At 62.8% G+C, this 20,132-nt stretch carries 17 protein-coding genes; 7 read left to right on the forward strand and 10 right to left on the reverse strand.

Annotated features, from left to right (window positions below; all coding sequences use genetic code 11):
- The 4 genes from fdhF to CK227_RS04510 all read right to left on the reverse strand — a co-directional run bounded on the left by fdhF (position 1) and on the right by CK227_RS04510 (position 5,990).
- Positions 1–2,913 (reverse strand): formate dehydrogenase subunit alpha, encoded by a 2,913-nt coding sequence (gene fdhF, locus CK227_RS04495; RefSeq protein ID WP_095771730.1) that lies wholly within the window; start codon positions 2,911–2,913, stop codon positions 1–3.
- 10 nt (positions 2,914–2,923) lie between these two features.
- Entirely contained in the window at positions 2,924–4,480 is a 1,557-nt protein-coding gene (locus CK227_RS04500; protein ID WP_095771731.1) for an NADH-quinone oxidoreductase subunit NuoF, read from the reverse strand.
- Positions 4,477–4,956 (reverse strand): formate dehydrogenase subunit gamma, encoded by a 480-nt coding sequence (locus tag CK227_RS04505; RefSeq protein WP_095771732.1) that lies wholly within the window; start codon positions 4,954–4,956, stop codon positions 4,477–4,479. The genes CK227_RS04500 and CK227_RS04505 overlap by 4 nt, the downstream gene beginning before the upstream one ends.
- Before the next feature lie 134 nt (positions 4,957–5,090).
- On the reverse strand, positions 5,091–5,990 hold the full coding sequence (locus CK227_RS04510; protein WP_095771952.1) for a LysR family transcriptional regulator: 900 nt from the start codon (positions 5,988–5,990) through the stop codon (positions 5,091–5,093).
- A 169-nt stretch (positions 5,991–6,159) separates the two neighbouring features.
- Here CK227_RS04510 and CK227_RS04515 point away from each other — a divergent pair, with 169 nt between their 5' ends.
- Both CK227_RS04515 and CK227_RS04520 read left to right on the forward strand, forming a co-directional pair.
- The gene (locus tag CK227_RS04515) at positions 6,160–6,801 is read left to right on the forward strand and encodes a DUF47 domain-containing protein (RefSeq protein WP_095771953.1); all 642 of its coding nucleotides are present in this window, start codon (positions 6,160–6,162) and stop codon (positions 6,799–6,801) included.
- 3 nt (positions 6,802–6,804) lie between these two features.
- Entirely contained in the window at positions 6,805–7,809 is a 1,005-nt protein-coding gene (locus tag CK227_RS04520) for an inorganic phosphate transporter (protein ID WP_095771733.1), read from the forward strand.
- A gap of 16 nt (positions 7,810–7,825) precedes the next feature.
- Here CK227_RS04520 and CK227_RS04525 read toward each other — a convergent pair whose 3' ends face one another.
- Positions 7,826–8,203 carry a VOC family protein gene (locus CK227_RS04525; RefSeq protein WP_095771734.1) on the reverse strand — a complete coding sequence of 126 codons (378 nt, stop codon included), beginning with the start codon at positions 8,201–8,203 and terminating at the stop codon, positions 7,826–7,828.
- Between the two features lie 211 nt (positions 8,204–8,414).
- Between CK227_RS04525 and CK227_RS04530 the strand changes: the two genes are divergently transcribed.
- A complete protein-coding gene (locus tag CK227_RS04530; protein ID WP_245318083.1) occupies positions 8,415–9,584 on the forward strand; it encodes an Mrp/NBP35 family ATP-binding protein in 1,170 nt (389 codons plus the stop codon).
- 99 nt (positions 9,585–9,683) lie between these two features.
- Here the strand turns inward: CK227_RS04530 and CK227_RS04535 are convergent, their stop codons facing one another.
- Positions 9,684–10,133: a carbon monoxide dehydrogenase subunit G gene (locus CK227_RS04535; RefSeq protein ID WP_095771735.1), complete on the reverse strand. Its 450-nt coding sequence runs from the start codon at positions 10,131–10,133 to the stop codon at positions 9,684–9,686.
- A 149-nt stretch (positions 10,134–10,282) separates the two neighbouring features.
- On the opposite strand from CK227_RS04535, the gene CK227_RS04540 reads away from it, so the two are divergent.
- Entirely contained in the window at positions 10,283–12,088 is a 1,806-nt protein-coding gene (locus CK227_RS04540) for an IlvD/Edd family dehydratase (protein ID WP_095771736.1), read from the forward strand.
- Between the two features lie 169 nt (positions 12,089–12,257).
- On the opposite strand, the gene CK227_RS04545 is transcribed toward CK227_RS04540, so the two are convergent.
- The 3 genes from CK227_RS04545 to CK227_RS04555 all read right to left on the reverse strand — a co-directional run bounded on the left by CK227_RS04545 (position 12,258) and on the right by CK227_RS04555 (position 15,217).
- Positions 12,258–13,433 carry an MFS transporter gene (locus tag CK227_RS04545; protein ID WP_245318084.1) on the reverse strand — a complete coding sequence of 392 codons (1,176 nt, stop codon included), beginning with the start codon at positions 13,431–13,433 and terminating at the stop codon, positions 12,258–12,260.
- 349 nt (positions 13,434–13,782) lie between these two features.
- Positions 13,783–14,253 (reverse strand): chromate resistance protein ChrB domain-containing protein, encoded by a 471-nt coding sequence (locus tag CK227_RS04550; RefSeq protein WP_095771737.1) that lies wholly within the window; start codon positions 14,251–14,253, stop codon positions 13,783–13,785.
- A 4-nt stretch (positions 14,254–14,257) separates the two neighbouring features.
- A complete protein-coding gene (locus CK227_RS04555) occupies positions 14,258–15,217 on the reverse strand; it encodes a Fe-Mn family superoxide dismutase (RefSeq protein ID WP_095771956.1) in 960 nt (319 codons plus the stop codon).
- A gap of 108 nt (positions 15,218–15,325) precedes the next feature.
- Between CK227_RS04555 and CK227_RS04560 the strand changes: the two genes are divergently transcribed.
- From CK227_RS04560 to CK227_RS04570, 3 genes are all read left to right on the forward strand, one after another.
- Positions 15,326–16,312 (forward strand): chromate resistance protein ChrB domain-containing protein, encoded by a 987-nt coding sequence (locus tag CK227_RS04560; protein ID WP_179296384.1) that lies wholly within the window; start codon positions 15,326–15,328, stop codon positions 16,310–16,312.
- A 17-nt stretch (positions 16,313–16,329) separates the two neighbouring features.
- The gene (gene chrA / locus CK227_RS04565; RefSeq protein ID WP_095771738.1) at positions 16,330–17,745 is read left to right on the forward strand and encodes a chromate efflux transporter; all 1,416 of its coding nucleotides are present in this window, start codon (positions 16,330–16,332) and stop codon (positions 17,743–17,745) included.
- A gap of 102 nt (positions 17,746–17,847) precedes the next feature.
- Positions 17,848–18,246: a hypothetical protein gene (locus tag CK227_RS04570; RefSeq protein ID WP_095771958.1), complete on the forward strand. Its 399-nt coding sequence runs from the start codon at positions 17,848–17,850 to the stop codon at positions 18,244–18,246.
- A 146-nt stretch (positions 18,247–18,392) separates the two neighbouring features.
- Here CK227_RS04570 and CK227_RS04575 read toward each other — a convergent pair whose 3' ends face one another.
- Positions 18,393–19,982, reverse strand: coding sequence for a trimethylamine methyltransferase family protein (locus CK227_RS04575; protein ID WP_095771739.1), 1,590 nt, complete (start codon positions 19,980–19,982; stop codon positions 18,393–18,395).
- Positions 19,983–20,132 lie beyond the last annotated feature (150 nt).

Genomic DNA, 20,132 nt, shown 5'->3' on the forward strand with positions numbered 1-20,132 from the left:
CTACTCCGCCGCCTGCAGCGAGGCGATGCGGCGGCTGTTCCTGGCCTGCTCGTCATACTCGCGTTGCCAATCCGACGGGCCGTTCGAGGCGCCGACCTGCACCGCCGTCACCTTGTACTCCGGACAGTTGGTCGCCCAGTCCGAGAAGTCGGTGGTGATGACGTTGGCCTGCGTGTCCGGATGGTGGAAGGTGGTGTAGACCACGCCAGGCGACACACGGTCCGTGATCAGCGACCGCAGCGTCGTCTCGCCGGAGCGGCTGGTCAGCCGCACCCAGTCGCCATCGCGCAGGCCGCGGTTCTCGGCATCGTGCGGATGGATCTCCAGCCGGTCTTCCGAGTGCCACATGACGTTGTCGGTGCGCCGCGTCTGCGCGCCGACATTGTACTGGCTGAGGATGCGGCCAGTGGTCAAAAGCAGCGGGAAGCGCGGCCCGGTCCTCTCGTCCGTCGCCACATATTCGGTGCGGATGAACTTGCCCTTGCCGCGCACGAAGCCGTCTATGTGCATGATCGGCGTTCCGAGCGGGGCCTTCTCGTTGCACGGCCATTGCACCGATCCGACCCGGTCGAGCAGCTCGAAGGAGACATTGGCGAAGCTCGGCGTCGTCTGGGCGATCTCGTCCATGATCTGCGAGGGATGCGTGTAGTTCCAGTCGAGCCCGATCGCGCGGGCAAGCTCCTGCGTCGCCTCCCAGTCGGCATAGCGCGCCTTCGGTTCCAGCACCTTGCGCACCATGTTGATGCGCCGCTCGGCATTGGTGAAGGTGCCGTCCTTTTCCAGGAAGGTCGAGCCCGGCAGGAAGACATGCGCGTAATTCGCCGTCTCGTTGAGGAAGAGATCGTGCACGACCACGCACTCCATGGCCGCGAGACCGCCCGCGACATGCTTGGTGTCGGGATCGGACTGCAAGATGTCCTCGCCCTGGATGTAGATGCCCTTGAAGGAGCCGTCGACGGCGGCGTCCAGCATGTTGGGAATGCGCAGGCCGGGTTCGTCGTCCAGCTTCACGCCCCAAAGGCTTTCATAGATATCGCGCACGGCTTCGCCGGAGATGTGGCGATAGCCGGGCAGTTCGTGCGGGAAGGAGCCCATGTCGCACGAGCCCTGCACATTGTTCTGGCCACGCAGCGGATTCACGCCGACGCCCGGGCGGCCGATATTGCCGGTGGCCATGGCGAGGTTGGCGATCGCCATCACCGTGGTCGAGCCCTGGCTGTGCTCGGTGACGCCGAGGCCGTAATAGATCGCGCCATTGCCGCCCTTGGCGTAGAGCCGCGCGGCACCCCGGATCAGTTCCGGGTCGACTCCGGAAAGCTTGCCGACGATTTCAGGGCTGTTCTCCGGCAAGGCGACGAAGGAGGCCCAGTCCTGGAACTCCGTCCAGTCGCAGCGTTCGCGGATGAAGGCTTCGTCGAAAAGCCCTTCGGTAACGATGACATGCGCCAGTGACGTCAGCACCGCCACGTTGGTGCCGGGCTTCAGCGGCAGGTGATAGTCGGCCTCGATATGCGCCGACTTGACCATCTCGGTGCGGCGCGGATCGAGCACGATCAGCTTGGCGCCCTGGCGCAGCCGCTTCTTGAGACGCGAGGCGAACACCGGATGGGCGGAAACCGGATTGGCGCCGATGATGACGGCGACGTCGGTGAATTCGACCGAGTCGAAATCCTGCGTGCCGGCCGAGGTGCCGTAGGTCTGGCCGAGCCCGTAGCCGGTCGGCGAATGGCAGACGCGGGCGCAGGTGTCGACATTGTTGTTGCGGAAACCCTGCCGCACCAGCTTCTGCACGAGATAGGTCTCCTCGTTCGTGCAGCGCGAGGAGGTGATGCCGCCGATCGAGGTGCGGCCGTATTGATACTGGATCCGGCGGAATTCCTTGGCGGTGTGGGCGATCGCCTCTTCCCAGCTCACTTCGCGCCACGGATCGGAGATCTTCTCGCGGATCATCGGCGACAGGATGCGGTCCTTGTGGGTGGCGTAGCCATAGGCGAAGCGGCCCTTGACGCAGCTGTGGCCATGGTTCGCCTTGCCGTCCTTGTAGGGCATCATGCGGATGACTTCGTCGTCCTTCACCTCGGCCTTGAACGAGCAGCCGACGCCGCAATAGGCGCAGGTGGTAACGGCCGAGCGTTCCGGCATGCCCTTCTCGAGCACCGTCTTCTCGCGCAGCGCGTCGGTCGGGCAGGCCTGCACGCAGGCTCCGCATGACACGCATTCGGAAGCGATGAAATCCTCATGCATGCCGGCGACCATGCGCGATTCGAAACCGCGGCCCTCGATGGTCAGCGCGAAGGTGCCCTGCACCTCTTCGCACGCCCGCACGCAACGCGAACAGACGATGCACTGCGCCGGATCATAGGTGAAATAAGGATTGGATTCATCGCGAGCGATGTAGTCGACCGCCAGCGAGCCATGGCCGGGCGCCACGCCGTCTTCCTGCTTGACGTGGTTGCGGCCCTCGATGCCGTAGCGGTTCTCGGTCAGACCGACCGACTTAGCCACCGTGTCGAATTCGCTGGCGCCGGTGCCGGCCTTCTCGTTCCAGCCGGTCGGATGGTCGGAGACGTAAAGCTCCATGACGCCGCGGCGGATGGCGTCTAGCCGGTCGGACTGCGTGCGCACCACCATGCCTTCGCCGACCGGCGTCGTGCAGGACGCCGGCGTGCCGCCGCGCCCTTCGATCTCGACCAGGCAGACACGGCACGAGCCGAATGAGTCCAGCATGTCGGTGGCACAGAGCTTCGGGATCTCGACGCCGCCTTCCATAGCGGCGCGCATGATCGAGGTGCCTTCCGGCACCGTGATGCTGCGGCCGTCGACGCTCAGCGTGACCTGCTTTTGCGCCCGCGATTCCGGGGTTCCGTAGTCGATCTCTTCGACGAGCGATGGGAAGTCGGCCTTGATGTTCATCTGCCAGCTCCTACTCAGCAGCCACGCGCGCCGGCGCGGGCTTGAAATCTTCGGGGAAATGCGTGATCGAACTCATCACCGGGTAAGGCGTGAAGCCGCCCAGCGCGCACAGCGAACCGAACTTCATCGTGTTGCAGAGGTCGGTGACCAAAGCGAGATTCTTTTCCGGCTCGATCCCGGCGGCAAGCCTGTCAATGGTCTCGATGCCGCGCGTCGAGCCGATGCGGCAGGGCGTGCACTTGCCGCAGCTTTCGATGGCGCAGAACTCCATCGCGAAGCGCGCCTGCTTCAGCATGTCGGCCGTGTCGTCGAACACGGTGATGCCGGCATGGCCGATCAGCCCGTCGCGCTTGGCGAATTCCTCGTAGTCGAACGGCGTGTCGAACAGGGCGCGCGGGAAATAAGCGCCGAGCGGGCCGCCGACCTGTACTGCCTTCACCGGACGGCCAGTGGCCGTGCCGCCGCCGATGTCATCGACGATCTCGCCGAGCGTAAGGCCGAAGGCGGTCTCGAACAGGCCGCCATTCCTGACATTGCCGGCGATCTGGATCGGGATGGTGCCGCGCGAGCGGCCCATGCCGAAATCCTTGTAGAAGGCCGCGCCCTTGTCCATGATGATCGGCACCGAGGCCAGGCTGATGACGTTGTTGATCACCGTCGGCTTGCCGAACAGGCCTTGGATGGCCGGCAGCGGCGGCTTGGCGCGCACCACGCCGCGCTTGCCTTCGAGGCTGTTCAACAGCGAGGTTTCCTCGCCGCAGACATAGGCGCCGGCGCCGACGCGGATTTCCATGTCGAAGGCGTTGGGCGAACCCAGTACGTTGACGCCGAGCACGCCGGCCTTGCGGGCGATTTCGACGGCCTTGTTCATTGTCGCCACCGCATGCGGATATTCCGAGCGGATATAGACGAAGCCCTTGGTCGCTCCGGTGGCGATGCCGGCGATCGTCATGCCCTCGATCAGCACGAAGGGGTCACCCTCCATGATCATGCGGTCGGCGAAAGTCGCGCTGTCGCCCTCATCGGCGTTGCAGACGATGTATTTGCGCTCGGATGTCGTATCCAGCACCGTCTTCCACTTGATGCCGGTCGGGAAGCCGGCGCCGCCACGGCCACGCAGGCCTGAGTCGGTAACCTGCTTGACAATGTCGGCCGGCGCCATGGCCACGGCGTTCTGCAAACCCTTGAGCCCACCAAGCGATTTGTAGGCGTCGAGCGACAGCGGATCGTTGATGCCGCAGCGGGCAAAGGTCAGCCGGGTCTGCTTGGCCAGGAACGGGATCTTGTCGGGCGCGCCGAGCCAGCGCTTGTGGTGGCCACCGGTGAGGAAGCCGCTGTCGAACAGGCTCCTGACGTCGGAAGGCTTGACCGGTCCGTAGGCGACGCGGCCGTTGGCGGTCGCCACTTCGACCATCGGCTCGAGGAAATAAGCGCCGCGCGAGCCGTTGCGGACGATCTTGGCCTCGATGCCACGCTCGGCGAGTTCCGCGCGAACAGCCATGGCGACCTTCTCGGCGCCGAGCGCCAACGCGCCGGAATCGCCGGGAATGTAGATGCGGGGGATCATGAGCGCACCTCTGCAAGGATCTCGTCGATCTTCTCGCTGTCGAGCCGCCCGATCACCTCGCCGTCGAGCATCGCGGACGGCGAACAGGCGCAAAGCCCGAGGCAATAGACCGGCTCGAGTGTAACCGATCCGTCGCTTGTGGTCTCGTGGAAACCGATGCCCAGCAACTGTTTGATCTTGGCGGCGACGGAATCCGAGCCCATCGACTGGCAGGCTTCCGCCTGGCACAGCTTGAGGACATGCCGCCCGGCCGGCCGGGCACGGAAATCATGGTAGAAGGTGACGACGCCGTGCACCTCGGCCCTGGAGAGATTGAGCCCATCGGCGATAACAGGCAGGGCCGCCTGCGGCACATGGCCGAATTCTTCCTGGATCTCGTGCAGGATCGGCAGCAATGGGCCTTCGAGGCCCTTCATGTCTTCGATAATCGCCGCCGTGCGCGATGCGATCTCGGTACTTGCAGGCTGCATCGTCATGCAGCGCCCTCCCTGGTCGGTGCGCTCTAGCGCTAAGTCGTTACAAAAACAGAGGAAACCAGCGAAATCAATAAAGCTGATCCGTCGCTTGATAGAAATCTTCTATCAAGCACGCTCAGCCGCCATTCTCTACCCTAGTGATGGGCGCGGAAATCGTCTGCCAGCGCCATTGCCTCGTCCAGCAGCGCCTGCACCAGCGGCGTGTGCGGCTCACGCGGCGCGGCCACCAGGCCGACCGTGTGGCTGGCGTCGGGCTCGACGATCGGAATGGCCCGGATCGGCTCTGAAAAGCCGAATGTTTCCGCAAGGTTGAGCGGCATGACCGACGACCATTTGCCGGTGTGGATGTGCGAGAACAGCACGATCATCGAATTGGATTCAAGCGTCGGCCGTACCTCCACGCCGGCCTCGGCCAGATGCTGGTCGATGATGCGGCGGTTCTGCATGTCCGGCGTCAGCAGGCACAGCGGCAACCGGCTGATCTCGGCCCATGTCACTTTGTCGCGGTCAAAATAGGGGTTTCCGACCGCCGTGATCAGCTGATAGCGCTCGTCATACAGCGGCACGCTGGTTACCCGCCCGAGCGGCTCATTGTCGAGATAGGTGATACCGGCGTCGATGTCGAAATTGCCGAGCAGCGACAAGACTTCGATCGAGGTGCGCGACAGCACCGAAAAGGTGACGCCCGGGTGCTTTTCGCGAAACGGCGTCGTCAGCCGCGCCACCATGGCGAGTGCGGTCGGGATGGCGGCAATGCGGATGCGTCCGGAAAGGCCGTGGCGCGCCGCGCGCATCTCCTCGCGCATGCTCCTTGAATCACCGACGATGCGGCGCGCCCAGACCAGCACCTGCTTGCCTTCCGGCGTCAGCCCCTGGAACCGCGACCCGCGATTGACCAGCATGACGCCGAGTTGCCCCTCCAATTGCTTGATGCCGGCCGACAAGGTCGGCTGGGTGACCCCACAGGCCTCCGCCGCCCGGCCGAAATGCTCTTCCTTGGCCAATGCGATGAAGAATTCGAGTTTGTCGATCATGCCATCCTTCCGGTCTTCATGCGCAGGCTCGGGGAAATTCGCCTTTGCCGCAAGCGCCATGCGTAATCGTTCCGCATCCACATCTTTCAGCCGGCTTACTGTTTCCTGCGGCGTCGTGCAGCGCTATGTCAATGAAACGGTCGTGAACCGGGCGCGATGGGAGACTGACATGCTGGGCTGGTTCCGCAAGCTGCTGCCGCGCGAAGATCGTTTCTTCGAGCTGTTCGAGCGGCATTCCCGCACGGTGGTCGGCGGTGCGGAAGCGCTGCAGCAACTGCTTCAGGGCAAGGACATCGATCGCTGGTGCCAGAAGATCGTCGATCTCGAGGACGAGGCCGATCATATCACCGCGGAGGTCCTGCTTGCCGTGCGGCGCTCTTTCATAACGCCTTTCGATCGCGGCGACATCAAGGATCTGATCCAGTCGATGGATGACGCCATCGACATGATGCACAAGACCGTCAAGACGGTGAGGCTGTTCGAGAAGCGGGAGTTCGATCCGCTGATGCAGGAAATGGGCGCCGTCATCGTCGCCGCCGCCCGGCTGGTCGCCGAAGCAATCCCGTTGCTTGCCAAGGTCGGCGCCAACAGCGCACGCCTCAACGCTATTGCCGAGGAGGTAATGCGCGCCGAAGGCCGGGCCGACGATTTGCATGAGCAGGGCCTGAAGGATCTGTTCAGGCGCCATGGCCGCGATGACGCGATGGCCTATCTGATCGGCAGCGAGATCTATGGCCAGCTGGAGAAGGTGGTCGACCGTTTCGAGGACGTCGCCAACGAGATCAGCGGCATCGTCATCGAGAACGTCTAGACGATGGATGCCGCGATCGCCTTCCCCCTGCTGGCCGGCCTCGTCGCCGTCGCGCTGTTCTTCGATTTTCTCAATGGCCTGCACGATGCGGCCAATTCCATCGCCACCATCGTCTCCACACGCGTGCTCAGGCCGCACTATGCCGTGCTGTGGGCGGCCTTCTTCAACTTCATCGCCTTCATCTTCTTCGGCCTTCATGTCGCCGAGACTGTCGGGAAAGGCATCGTCGACGTCAGCATCGTCACGCCGGGGGTGATCTTCTCGGCCCTCGTTGGCGCCATCGTCTGGAACATCGTCACCTGGATCGCCGGCATTCCCTCGAGCAGTTCGCACGCGCTGATCGGTGGGCTGGTCGGTGCCGGCGTTGCGAAGGGGGGCATCGGCGCCATCGTCTGGTCTGGGCTTGGCAAGACGGTCGCCGCGATCGTGCTCTCGCCGGCGACTGGTTTTATCCTGGCGCTCGTCCTGGTCCTGGTGGTTTCGTGGCTGTTCGTACGCCAGACGCCGTTCGCCGTCGACAGCACCTTTCGCGTCCTGCAGTTCTTCTCCGCTTCGCTCTATTCGCTCGGCCATGGCGGCAACGATGCGCAGAAGACCATGGGCATCATCGCCGTGCTGCTCTATTCGCAAGGCATGCTCGGCGAGAAATTCTACGTGCCGCTCTGGGTCGTCCTGACCTGCCAGTCGGCGCTGGCGCTTGGCACCCTATTGGGCGGCTGGCGGATCGTCCACACAATGGGTTCGAAGATTACCCGGCTCAATCCGATGCAGGGCTTCTGCGCTGAAACCGGCGGCGCCATAACGCTGTTCGCCGCCACCTGGCTCGGCGTTCCCGTATCGACCACGCATACGATTACTGGCGCCATCATCGGCGTCGGCGCCGCCCGCCGTGTCTCGGCGGTGCGCTGGGGCATCGCCGGCAACATCGTCATTGCCTGGATCGTCACCTTGCCGGCGACGGCGGCCATTTCGGCTTTTACTTATTTCGTCACAAGCCTGGCAGGCTGACGCGGAGCGCCGAAGCCTATTTGTCGACGAGGTTCAGGATGTTGCCGTCCGGGTCCTTGAACCAGGCGACCTTCATGTCCTGGCCGACATGGATGTCGCCCTTGATCGTCAGGCCGGGCATTTCGTAATGCTCGAAGACAACGCCTTTCGATTTCAATGATTTGACGACAGTCTCGATCCGATCGCCCACCGTCCACGTCACCGCCGTCGCCTTGTTGGTACCTGCGAATTGGGAATGGTAGACATTGATGAGCGTGTCGCCGCTTTTGTAGACGACAAGCTCGCCGCCCATGTCGTCGACCTGCTTGAGGCCCAGCGTGCCTTCATAGAAGGCCTTTGCCTTTGCCAGGTCCCTGACGGCCAGATTGGCCGTTGCGTTGCTGTTTTCGAGCATGACCGTCTCCTTCCTGGATTGTCGTGTCCTCGCTCAGGCAAACGAAATAGGGCACGCGGCCCGTTTGGCCATCGGCAATCGGCCGGAAGCGTCATCCGGCAAGAATCCGACAGCATCGGTCGTTTTCCGTGGCACGCCGGGCAAGCCTTTGCGTCACGGCTTGGTTCTCGCTGGAAACTGCACTATCTGGATTGCCAAACGCCGAGGAAAGATCATGTCCGTCACCAAGGAAATCGTCATCGAGCGCCTGAAGACGGTCAACGGGCCGGACTTCACCGGCAACATCGTCGATCTCGGCATGGTTTCCGAGATTTTCATCGCCGATTCGAAAGTCTTCTTCTCGATCACCGTTCCCGCCGCCAGGGCGCAGGAAATGGAACCGCTGCGTGCCGCCGCGGAGCGCGTGGTCAAGGCAATTCCAGGGGTTGCCGGCGCCGTGGTGGCGCTGACTGCAGAGAAAAAAGGCGGCGGCATGGAGGCGCCGGTGCCAGCGCGCCCCGCGGCCCGACCGGCACCACCCGCCGCTCCGCGCCCCGCGCCGCATGCTCCCGCGTCGCACATTTCGGGCAAGCGCGGCGTGCCCGGCATCGAGGCGATCATCGCGGTTGCTTCCGGCAAAGGCGGCGTCGGCAAATCGACCACCGCAGTCAATCTGGCGCTTGGCCTTGCCGCCAACGGCTTGCGGGTCGGCGTGCTCGATGCCGACATCTACGGCCCGTCCATGCCGAAGCTGCTCAACATTCATGGCCGGCCGCAGACGGTTGACGGCAAGATCCTGAAGCCGATGGAGAATTACGGCCTCAAGGTGATGTCGATGGGCTTCCTCGTCGATGAGGAGACGCCGATGATCTGGCGCGGGCCGATGGTGATGTCGGCGCTGACGCAGATGCTGCGCGAGGTCGAATGGGGCCGGCTCGACGTGCTTGTCGTCGACATGCCGCCTGGAACCGGCGACGCGCAGCTGACCATGGCGCAGCAGGTGCCGCTGGCCGGAGCCGTCATCGTCTCGACGCCGCAGGACCTGGCGCTGATCGATGCCCGCAAGGGGCTGAACATGTTCAAGAAGGTCGACGTACCGCTGCTCGGCATCGTCGAGAACATGAGCTATTTCATCGCGCCCGATACCGGCAAGCGGTATGACATTTTCGGCCATGGCGGCGCGCGCCGCGAGGCCGAACGCCTCGGCGTCACCTTCCTCGGCGAGGTGCCGCTGGAAATGGGCATCCGCGAAAGCTCGGATGCCGGGGCGCCAGTGGTTGTCTCGAAGCCCGATGGCGCCGAAGCGAAAACCTATCGCGACATCGCCGCCAAGGTCTGGGACAGGGTCAATGAAGAACGCGGCGCGGCCGAAGCGGCGGTGCCGAGCATCGTCTTCGAGTGACCTCTTTTTGGTTTTGACGCAAATCCCAAGGGAAAGCCCTACGCGCTTTTTCCAGGAAAACCGTTTCACACTTTTCCTGGCATTGCTCTGGCGGGAGGGTCAGCCGCCGACCTTCTCGCCAAAACTCGAAAAGAACTGCCCGGCCAGTTTCTTCGACGTCGATTCGATCAGCCGGCTGCCGAGCTGGGCAATCTTGCCGCCGACATCGGCCTTGGCCGTGTATTTGAGCACCGTGGCATCCGGCCCATCCTCGTTCAGCGTCACGTCGGCGCCGCCCTTGGCGAAGCCGGCAATGCCGCCCTTGCCTTCGCCCTGGATGGTGTAGGAATGCGGCGGCTTGAGATTTTTCAGCGTCACTTCGCCGTTGAAGGTCGCCTTGATAGGCCCGATCTTCAGCACCACCGTCGCGGCCATCTCGGTCGGCGACTTCATGTCGAGGCTCTGGCAGCCGGGAATGGTCGCCTTCAAAACCTCGGGATCGTTCAGCGCTTCCCAGACTTTTTGCAGGGGTGCGGCAATGCGTTCCTCGCCTTCGATCACCAAAGCCATCAAGAACCTCCCGGAAACAATGGTTCGAAGCCCTAGCGCAGAGGCGCTGTTGTGTCTATCGCACCAAAGTGCGGGTTGGGAACGCGCGTGCCCCTTGCTTGCATTGACGCGTTGTCATATCGATTTGTCATACAAATACGGAGACCGTGATGGCCGGCGCCCCCACCAAGAAGAAAAAATTCCGCTCGCAGGAGTGGTTCGACAACCCCGACAACCCCGGCATGACGGCGCTCTATCTCGAGCGCTACCTGAATTATGGGCTGACGCGTGCCGAACTGATGTCGGGCAAGCCGCTGATCGGCATCGCCCAGACCGGCTCGGATCTGTCGCCGTGCAACCGCCACCATATCGAGCTCGCCAAGCGCGTGCGCGAAGGCATTGTCTCGATGGGCGGCATTCCCTTCGAATTCCCGTGCCATCCGATCCAGGAGACCGGCAAGCGCCCGACCGCGGCCCTTGACCGCAACCTTGCCTATCTCAGCCTCGTCGAGGTGCTCTACGGCTACCCGCTCGACGGCGTCGTGCTGACCATCGGTTGCGACAAGACGACGCCGGCGCTGCTGATGGCAGCGGCCACCGTCAACATCCCGGCCATCGCGCTGTCGGTCGGTCCTATGCTCAACGGCTGGCACAAGGGCAAGCGCACCGGCTCCGGCACCATCGTCTGGGAATCGCGCCAGCGCCTGTCGGCCGGCGAGATCGACTATGATGAGTTCATGGATATCGTTGCCTCCTCGGCGCCCTCGACCGGCTACTGCAACACGATGGGCACCGCCACCACGATGAATTCGCTGGCCGAGGCGCTCGGCATGCAATTGCCGGGTTCAGCCGCTATTCCCGCCCCCTATCGCGAGCGCGGCCAGATTTCCTATGAGACGGGAAAACGCATTGTCGAGATGGTGCATGAGGATTTGAAGCCGTCCGACATCATGACGAGAGAGGCTTTCGAGAACGCCATTGTCGTCAATTCGGCCATTGGCGGCTCGACCAACGCGCCTATCCATCTCAACGCCATCGCCCGCCACCTCGGCGTCAAACTCGACAATGACGACTGGCAGACGGTCGGCCTCAATGTACCGCTGCTGGTTAATTTGCAGCCGACGGGCGAATATCTGGGCGAGGATTACCATCATGCCGGCGGCGTGCCGGCGGTCATCGCCGAACTGATGAAGGGCGGGCTGTTGCCGCACCCCGGCGCGCGCACGGTCAACGGCAAGTCGATCGGTGAGAATAGCGAGGGCGTCGCCAACGAAAACACCGACGTCATCCGCAGCGTCGACAAGCCGCTGAAGGTCAATGCCGGCTTCATCAACCTCAGCGGCAATCTGTTCGATTCGGCGATCATGAAGACCAGCGGCATCTCGCCGGAATTCCGCGAGCGCTACCTCTCCAATCCGAAGGACCCGGAAGCCTTCGAAGGCAACGCCATGGTCTTTGACGGGCCGGAGGATTACCACGCCCGCATCGACGATCCGGCGCAAGGCATCGACGAGCACACGATCCTGTTCATGCGCGGCGCCGGCCCGGTCGGCTATCCCGGCGGTGCCGAGGTCGTCAACATGCAGCCGCCGGCATACCTCATCAAGAAGGGCATTCATGCGCTGGCCTGTATCGGCGACGGTCGCCAGTCGGGCACGTCGGGCTCGCCGTCGATCCTTAACGCCTCGCCGGAAGCCGCCATTGGCGGCGGGCTGGCGCTGCTCAAGACAGGCGACCGTGTCCGCATCGACCTGAACAAGGGCACCGCCAACATTCTGGTCAGCGACGAAGAGATCGCCAAGCGGCGCGCGGCGCTGCAGGGCAATGGCGGCTACCACTATCCGCAGCACCAGACGCCATGGCAGGAAATCCAGCGCGGCATGGTCGACCAGTTCGACCAGGGCATGGTGCTGAAGCCGGCGGTGAAATACCAGGATGTCGCTCACACCAGGGGCGTGCCCAGGGACAACCACTGAGCACATCGCGGTGCTCATGCGGCGGCTTGATCCCAGGTCAAGCCGTCGCTGATGGCTTGAGGCTGGATTGTCTTAGCCCCTCACTGGAAAATGGCTGATGATTGCTTGCCGGATGCCGTGCTGAGACCGGATATCGATGCCGTCTTCCAGCACATTTCAAGCATTTGTCTTACTGCTCCTCCGGCGGCTTGATGTGCCGAAGGCTCCAAAGCAGGGCAAAATCATAGATGATCTTGAGGACGCCGCAGATGATCAAAGGCCATGCCTCGTAGCCGGCTTCGAAGAGCGCGCCGGCAATGGCTGGGCTTGCGGCCGCCGCGAGGCTTCTCGGAACTGAGGTCACGCTTGCGGCCGCCGGCCGTTCCGGTGGTGTGACGACTGCCATCACGTAGGAGGATCGCGTCGGGACATCCATTTGGGAGAGCGCGGCGCGTATCAGCAGCAGCGCGAGCGCCAGCTGGAGATTTGGCACGATCGCCGCCAGGATCAGGCAAACGCTCGAAGGGGCATGCGTGAACACCATGGTGTTGATGAGGCCGAAGCGCTCGGACAGTCGCGCCGCCGCCGGCAGTGAGAACGCGGAAAGTAGTCCAGTGCAGAAGAAGAACAATCCCGCGGCCGAAAGCGATAGCCCGAACTTGTTGAACAGCCAGAGAGCGACAAGCGACTGCACGGCAAATCCTCCGGCAAAAGCGTCGATGCTGAACAAGGCCGCCATCTTGTAGACGATACCGCGCGACTGCCCGAGTGCTGCCGCCGGCTTGCCTTCCATCTTCTTCGTTTCGACGGGAACGCGCAGATAGAGCACGCCGCCCGCGACGCCGAGAAGCGCGTAAAATACGAACATCGCCCTGAGGGCCGTGAGGCGCGTCACTCCGAAATCGCTCAGAAGATCGGGGCTGGCCGAAGCGAGTGCACCTGCCGCTGCAGCGAGCGCCCCGATAAGGCCGTAGCGCGCAAACATCCTCGTGCGGTTCTTGTCCGACACCAAACCTGCAAGAACCGCATGTTCGAGCGGTACAAAAATGCTGACGCTGCCCGCGGACGGATTGATCGTTCCAACGAAGGCGACGAGCATAACAACAGCCGTCGTGCTGGAAGAGGCGAATAAGAGGCCGGTCGCGGTCATCAAGGCCGCCGCTCCGATCAACAATCGACGTAGATTGGTTCGGACACCAAGAAACCCGATACCAAGAGTGATCAAGGCTGATCCGAGGAGGGCTAGCGTGGCGACCACTCCGATCTCGAATGCGCCAAGCCCGAGCATCGCCAGGTAGACCGGCAACAGCACGGCCACGAATCCGTCCCCGAAGTCGCGGAGCGCGCGTGCGGCATAAAGGTAGATCGTCGGCGGCCGCTCCCCGGTTTTGCTCTGCTCGTTGGTTTCGCGAAGACCTGTGACCACTAATAACTCCCCGCTGGTCAGGCGATCCCTTCAGGAACAAAGAATATCGCCTGTCATCGCTGTCCACCGAGCAGCGGCCCGGCCAGTCGAGGGACCCCGGCTGGCGCATAACGCTCGGTCAAAAGGCCGATATGCAGCAAGGCCCCTCAACTCTCTTCCTGATATCGACTTGGTCCAACGCACATGACGTTCTCCGGGTTCTTGCCCCCCGATGGCGATAGGTCGTGAACTCCGCCTCATTCCGACCCACGAGCAGAGTTTCAACTCGCAGGCTTCCGGGGCGGCCTCCTTAAGCCGCAGTCGGCTTCGTTGCTGGCGGCCAGCTATGCGTCTCTGATTTGCGCCGTGAGGCCCAGGCGTAGAGCGCGTCGTAGATGACAAAGCCGTGCTTCAGCACCTCATGGTCATCGGGCGTCACGTCTCGCAAACCCATGGAAATAGCCAGCAGTCCAGCCGATTGTGGGGTGAGGTCATGTCGATCAGTGTCGGCGCCGCGCACGATCGCGGAGATCGTAACGATCGCAGCATCGCGATCGAGGCCGTATTTCGAAACGAAGGTGTCGAAGCTGCAGCCTTCGCCAACATGCGTGAATTCGACGTCTGGCACATCGTAGGGTGTTGCCCCGGTCTCCTTGGCAACCCGCATCACTTCGGCGGGTGGTACGAACAGAAATTCCGGTTCCTTGTCTATGAAGCGGGCAATCAGCCAGGGGCAGGCAATGCGGTCGATAACCGGACGTTCGCGGGTGACCCATTTCATGACTTTATCTCCCTTCGGTGAGTGTGAGCGGGACCGTTGGCGCGCCTATGGCGTGCCAAGCGGCGATGCCGCCGGAGAGCGTCAGTGCATTGAAGCCGCGACGGCGAAGTTCGGCGACGGCATCGCCGCTGACCTGAAAGCCATAGACGCAGTAGACGACGATCGGTTTGTCCTTGGGTAGCTCGCCGGCCCAATCGGCGATCGTCTCTGGAGCGCGGATCAACGCGCCTGGCAGCATGTCGCTGCGTTTCGCCAGATCTTCGGCGAGGCAGACGTCAAGCACGACGATATCCTCATGGCGCTCGATATAGCCGCGCAAATTCTCCGGGGCGACTACATGATCGTTTGCAGCGGCATTGGTCGCGCCGCCTTGCTTCCTGGCCACACGCCCGTAGCGCTCGCCGACTCGCCCCCAATGGATGTTCTTCATGAAGGCGTCGACATAGGCGCCCGCCCTGGCGCCGAAATCGAGATGATAGGCATGCTCGTACATGTCGAGCGCCAGGATTGGCATACCGCCAGCCAGACAGTTGGTGTGATCCGCAGCCCATTGGATCGTCAGCCGGCCATGGCGCTCGGACCAGGTGAGCAGCGTCCAGCCCGAGCCGCCGGCTTGAGCCTTGGCGCAAGCCGTGAACTGGGTGCGCCAGGCAGCAACGCTGCCAAAGTCGCGCTCCAAGGTGGCGGCCAGATCGCCTGCCGCATCTCCCGAACCGCCAAGGCCGTCGAAATAGATCTCATGCAGGATCGCCGAGTTGGCCGCGACCAACTCCTCCCGTTTCAACCCGTTGATGTCGAATACCGGCGCCGCTCCCCAATCGAGCCCATCGAGGCGACGCTCGATTGCGTTCAGACGCCGGACCGCGCCGCCGTAATTGTTTTCGTAGTGACTTGCCAATAGCCGTTCAGAAAGCCCGTCAAGACGGGGCGGCTTGAAAGGCAACGGCATGATCTGGTGCTGCATCATATCCTCGCTCGGCGGTGCGCAACGTCAGTGAGGAGGCGAACGCTACGCCCGAATCTAAAATGATACAAGTGTTGCTTTTTCGATATCTGATGATACGGTATCCCTATGAATGAAGGCGGAATATCAGCGGAGCAGCGTTGGCTGCTCCTGATCCACCAGCTGCCCAGCAAGCCGGCTTATTTCAGGGTCAAGATCTGGCGGCGACTGCAAGGTATTGGGGCGGTGGCCGTAAAGAGCACGGTCTACGCGCTGCCCTCGAATGCCGAGACGCAAGAGGATTTCGAATGGCTTCTGAAAGAGATCGTCGAGGGCGGCGGCGAGGCCATGGTCTGCGAAGCGCGCCTTGTAGATGGTCTGTCGGATCCTCAGGCACGGGGGCTGTTCGATACTGCGAGAGATGCCGACTACGAGGAGATTGCCAGGGATACCAGATCGCTTGCCGCGAAGCTCGAAACGGCCATCACGCTGGAGGAACGGGCCGAGGCACGGACGCAGATTGGCCGCCTGCGCAAAAGGCTCAAGGATGTCGTCACCATCGATTTCTTCGGCGCCAATAGTCGCCTGCCGGTGGAGGGCCTGATTGCGGGAGTGGAGGCCCAACTGACGGAGGACAAGAAAATGACCGAAGGGCCGGCCAACACCGATGCAGGGACGCTTGCCGATCTCAAGGGGCGGACCTGGGTCACGCGCGAAGGTGTCTACGTCGATCGCATAGCCTGCAGTTGGCTGATCAGTCGATTTATCGATCCAGCGGCTGTGATCCGTTTCGTGTCGGGCAAAGGTTACGTCCCGAACCCGGGGGAGCTGCGTTTCGACATGTTCGAAGGCGAGTTCACGCACGAGGGTGATCGTTGCAGCTTCGAAGTGTTACTGGCTCGCGCGGGTCTCACCGATCCCGCCCTGCAGGCGATCGGGGAGATCGTCCACGATATCGATCTGAAGGATGCCAAGTTCGCACGCGAAGAGGCAACAGGCATTGCCAGTCTGATCGCGGGGATCGCCATGGCCAATCAGGACGATGAGCAACGCGTCGCCCAGGGCGCTCCCGTCTTCGACAATCTCTATCAATATTTCCGCAACAAGCGCGGGTAACAAACGGGGACGAGCCGATGAACAAGGCCGAGAGCATCAAGGCGACGCCGGCGGGACCTTCCGGAACGCCGGCTCATGGCATTCCGTTCGGCGAAGCCGTCCGCGTTTGGGCGCGGGTCGCGGCACTGAGCTTTGGCGGGCCGGCGGGGCAGATTGCAGTGATGCACCGTATCCTCGTCGAGGAGAAACGCTGGATCGGCGAGACGCGGTTCCTGCATGCGCTGAACTACTGCATGCTGCTGCCAGGCCCCGAGGCTCAGCAACTCGCGATCTATATCGGCTGGCTGCTGCACAAGACCAAAGGCGGGCTCGTCGCTGGTATCCTGTTCGTGCTGCCGGGCGTCGTCGCCATCATGGCACTGAGCTGGATCTATGCCATCTTCGGCAATGTCGGCGCGGTCCAGGCTCTGTTCTTCGGATTGAAAGCCGCCGTGCTGGCCATCGTGCTTGAGGCTGTGGTGCGGATCGGCAAGCGGGCCCTCAGGAACAACGTCATGGTAGCGCTGGCCGCCGCCGCCTTTGTCGCGATCTTCTTCTTCCGCCTGCCATTCCCGCTGATCATCCTCACAGCCGCAGTGATTGGGTATATCGGCGGTCGGGCCGGATTGGCGCCGTTCATGGCCGGCAACGGGCATGGCAAGGTCGGCGGCAAGCAGGTTGCCGATGCCGATACAGCTCTGGGCGAAGACACACCGGCTCATGCGAGGCCGACCCTTGGCTGGTCGCTCAAAATCGCCGCCGTGTTTCTGGTGCTATGGTTCACGCCCGTCCTCGGCCTGTTGGCCTTGTTCGGGCCCGGGAATGTCTTTACCGACATAGCCATCTTCTTTTCGAAAATGGCAGTGGTGACCTTCGGTGGCGCCTATGCGGTGCTCGCCTATGTCGCGCAGCAGGCCGTAACGACCTATGGCTGGCTCAAGCCTGGCGAGATGCTCGATGGTCTCGGCATGGCCGAGACCACGCCTGGCCCGTTGATCATGGTCACGCAGTTCGTCGGTTTCATGGGTGCGTTTCGCGCGCCTGGCACGCTTCATCCGCTCGTTGCCGGGACCCTGGGTGGGCTGTTGACGACATGGGTCACCTTTACGCCGTGCTTTCTCTGGATCTTTCTCGGCGCCCCCTACATCGAGAACTTGCGAAGCAACAAGGCTTTGTCCGCCGCGCTCGCGACGATCACCGCTGCTGTCGTCGGGGTGATCCTGAACCTGGCGGTGTGGTTTGGGCTCCACGTGCTGTTTCGCGAGCTGCATGAAAGGCAAGGATTCGGCATGAACGTCGACGTGCCGGTGCTGAGTTCAATCAACATCCCCTCGCTGGTCCTGACGATTGGCGCATTGCTGGCCGTATTCCGCTTCAAGGTTGGCATGCTGCCGGCGTTGGCAGTCTGCTCGGTGCTCGGGGTGCTCTATGGCTTCGCCACCGGCGCGATATAGGCGGAGCGATCTCAACTGCGCCGTAAGTTTGGCTCGTGCCGTTCGCTGACTTTGTATTCCTTTGGCCAACCACCTAAGTGGTTGGAAACGGATTGGATGATCATGGCGGCACGGCGCTCTTCCCTCGGCTTTCTCGGCATGTTCGGCCGCTCGGGCGACCTGAGGCAGCTCGACGCGGCATTGCGCGGCGCCGACCTGCATCCCGCCCTCGTGCCGGAGGGCGTGAAGCTCACCATCGTCAATCTGATGAAGGATCGCTGGCCCGACGAGCCGCCGCCACAGGCCTATCCGGACGTGGCGCGGCTGTTCAGCTATTGCATCGCCGGTCCGGAAACCTTCGAAAGCGCGCATGGCTTGCAGCAGCGGCAGGACGTCGAACGCCGGATCGAGGCCGCGGTGGAAGCCGGCGACAGTTTCGACGCCCAGATCGTGCTGATGGCCCTGCACGCCAAGCTGATCAATGCAGAGGTCGTCGAGCGCTACGGGCTGGGCGCCGACTAGCCTAGAGCAATTCCAGGAAAAGTGTGAGCGGTTTTCCGTCCGGAATTGCGTCAAAACAAAGAGTTAGAGCGGTTCGCCGTTTCCATGAAACGGTGAAACGCTCTAGGGCATTGATGTTCAGGCGGTGATGCCGGTCAGCAAACCGGCTATCCACCCATATTGGCGCGCGGCAGCTTGATCATGTCGCCGAAGCGGGCGCGCAGTTTGTCGTCGAGCAGTTTTGCGACGTGGCGCGGGAAACGCTCGGCCAGGATGCGCTTCTTCTCGATGATCGCGCGCTGCAATATGTCGGGACGGCCCTTCTCGTTCCATTCCTTCGGCGAAAACCGGTCGCCGACGGCCGGGTAGAAATACTCCGTCTGCATCAGCCGCAGCGTCTGCTCGTTGCCGAGATAGTGGCCCGGCCCATTCAGGCAGACTTCGGCGATGGTATCGATCGACAGCGCTTCGTCGGTCACCTCGATGCCGCGCACGCAGCGCAGGCAATGGCCGAGCATGTCATTGTCGATGATCAGGCTTTCCAGGCAGAAGCCGAGCAACGAGGCATGCATGCCGGCAGATTCATAGACGAGGTTGAGCCCGGCAAGGCCGGCCATCACGTCGGTGATGCCCTTTTCGTAGCCGGACTGAATGTCGGGCAGTTTCGAATCTGTCATGCCGGCGGCCGAACCGCCCGGCAGGTCGTAGAACTGCGCCATCTGCGCGCAGGCCGCGGTCAGCACCGCCTGTTCGGCCGAGCCGCCCGACATGGCGCCGGTCCGCAGGTCCGACACGAACGGCCAGGTGCCGAAGATTGCCGGATGCCCCGGTTTGATGGTGTTGACATAGACCAGGCCGGCCAGCACTTCGGCCACGGCCTGCACCACGGCACCGGCAATCGCCGCCGGAGCGGTTGCACCGGCCTGGCCGGCCGACAAAAGCAGGATCGGGATGCCGCCTTCGACGCAGGCCTCGAGCACGCCGCAGGCGTCCTCGGCGAATTTCATCGGCGGCACGACAAAGCAGTTGGAGTTCGACACGAACGGCCGGGCGCGGAAATTCTCCTCGCCGCCGGCAATGGCATAGAGCATTTCCAGCGCCGGCTGCACGTTCTCGCGCACCGTGAACGAGGTGCCGACATGCTTGGACGTACCCGTCACGCAGGCATAGAGCGTGTTGAAGTCCATTTCGAGCGGATCGGGAATGTCGCGCGGCACCATCGGCCGCTGGAAGAAATGGATGTTGTCGAGCCCGTCGACGATGCGGGCGGCGTCATAGATGTCCTGCAGCAGCGATTCGCGGTATTCGCGCTTCTCGACATCGACCAGATGCACGGCGGCGCCGGCCGTGCCGTAGTGCACGCGCTTGCCCTGGATCACCATGTCGTGTTTCGGATCCTGGCCGTGCAAGGTGAAATTGCGTGCCGCTTTTTTGATGGTATCGAGCACCAGAGCGCGCGGGAAACGGATACGGCCGTCATCGCCATAGGTGGCGCCGGCCTTGGTCAGCGCCTCGATGCAAGAGGGGATGGCATTGGCGAAACCGACCGTCTCCAGCAGCGTCAGCACCGCCTCGTGGATGCGCTCCTGGTCGTTGCAGCGCAACGGTCCGTAGCTGCCGCCCTCGAGGCCGGCGCGCACCGGCCTGATGTCGTCGGCGAGCGGCGCTGCCCGCATCGCGCGGCGCGCTTCGCGTCCACCGGAGCGGCGCGAGCGCTGATCCGCCGCCGCTTCCTGCTTTTCAAGAACCACTGACATGGAGGCACTCCACCTTTTCTCGGAAACAGGGCGGCGGTTGGTCCACCATCGGCTGCTTCTTCCCCTTTGTGCCACGACTATGCCGCCGGCATTGGCCCAGACCATGAGCCAGCTGGTCTGGTTGCATATGCCAGCGCTAAAGGAAACGGG

The sequence above is a fragment of the Mesorhizobium sp. WSM4308 genome (assembly GCF_002294905.1).
Lineage (GTDB): Bacteria > Pseudomonadota > Alphaproteobacteria > Rhizobiales > Rhizobiaceae > Mesorhizobium.

Excerpts from the sequence above, each read along its gene's own strand:
- CK227_RS04510 (WP_095771952.1), bottom strand. The coding sequence starts at position 5,990 with ATGATCGACAAACTCGAATTCTTCATCGCATTGGCCAAGGAAGAGCAT.
- CK227_RS04540 (WP_095771736.1), top strand. The coding sequence starts at position 10,283 with ATGGCCGGCGCCCCCACCAAGAAGAAAAAATTCCGCTCGCAGGAGTGG.
- CK227_RS04505 (WP_095771732.1), bottom strand. The coding sequence starts at position 4,956 with ATGACGATGCAGCCTGCAAGTACCGAGATCGCATCGCGCACGGCGGCG.
- CK227_RS04555 (WP_095771956.1), bottom strand. The coding sequence starts at position 15,217 with ATGCAGCACCAGATCATGCCGTTGCCTTTCAAGCCGCCCCGTCTTGAC.
- CK227_RS04535 (WP_095771735.1), bottom strand. The coding sequence starts at position 10,133 with ATGGCTTTGGTGATCGAAGGCGAGGAACGCATTGCCGCACCCCTGCAA.
- fdhF (WP_095771730.1), bottom strand. The coding sequence starts at position 2,913 with ATGAACATCAAGGCCGACTTCCCATCGCTCGTCGAAGAGATCGACTAC.
- CK227_RS04525 (WP_095771734.1), bottom strand. The coding sequence starts at position 8,203 with ATGCTCGAAAACAGCAACGCAACGGCCAATCTGGCCGTCAGGGACCTG.
- chrA (WP_095771738.1), top strand. The coding sequence starts at position 16,330 with ATGAACAAGGCCGAGAGCATCAAGGCGACGCCGGCGGGACCTTCCGGA.
- CK227_RS04500 (WP_095771731.1), bottom strand. The coding sequence starts at position 4,480 with ATGATCCCCCGCATCTACATTCCCGGCGATTCCGGCGCGTTGGCGCTC.
- CK227_RS04550 (WP_095771737.1), bottom strand. The coding sequence starts at position 14,253 with ATGAAATGGGTCACCCGCGAACGTCCGGTTATCGACCGCATTGCCTGC.
- CK227_RS04560 (WP_179296384.1), top strand. The coding sequence starts at position 15,326 with ATGAATGAAGGCGGAATATCAGCGGAGCAGCGTTGGCTGCTCCTGATC.
- CK227_RS04575 (WP_095771739.1), bottom strand. The coding sequence starts at position 19,982 with ATGTCAGTGGTTCTTGAAAAGCAGGAAGCGGCGGCGGATCAGCGCTCG.
- CK227_RS04570 (WP_095771958.1), top strand. The coding sequence starts at position 17,848 with ATGGCGGCACGGCGCTCTTCCCTCGGCTTTCTCGGCATGTTCGGCCGC.
- CK227_RS04515 (WP_095771953.1), top strand. The coding sequence starts at position 6,160 with ATGCTGGGCTGGTTCCGCAAGCTGCTGCCGCGCGAAGATCGTTTCTTC.
- CK227_RS04520 (WP_095771733.1), top strand. The coding sequence starts at position 6,805 with ATGGATGCCGCGATCGCCTTCCCCCTGCTGGCCGGCCTCGTCGCCGTC.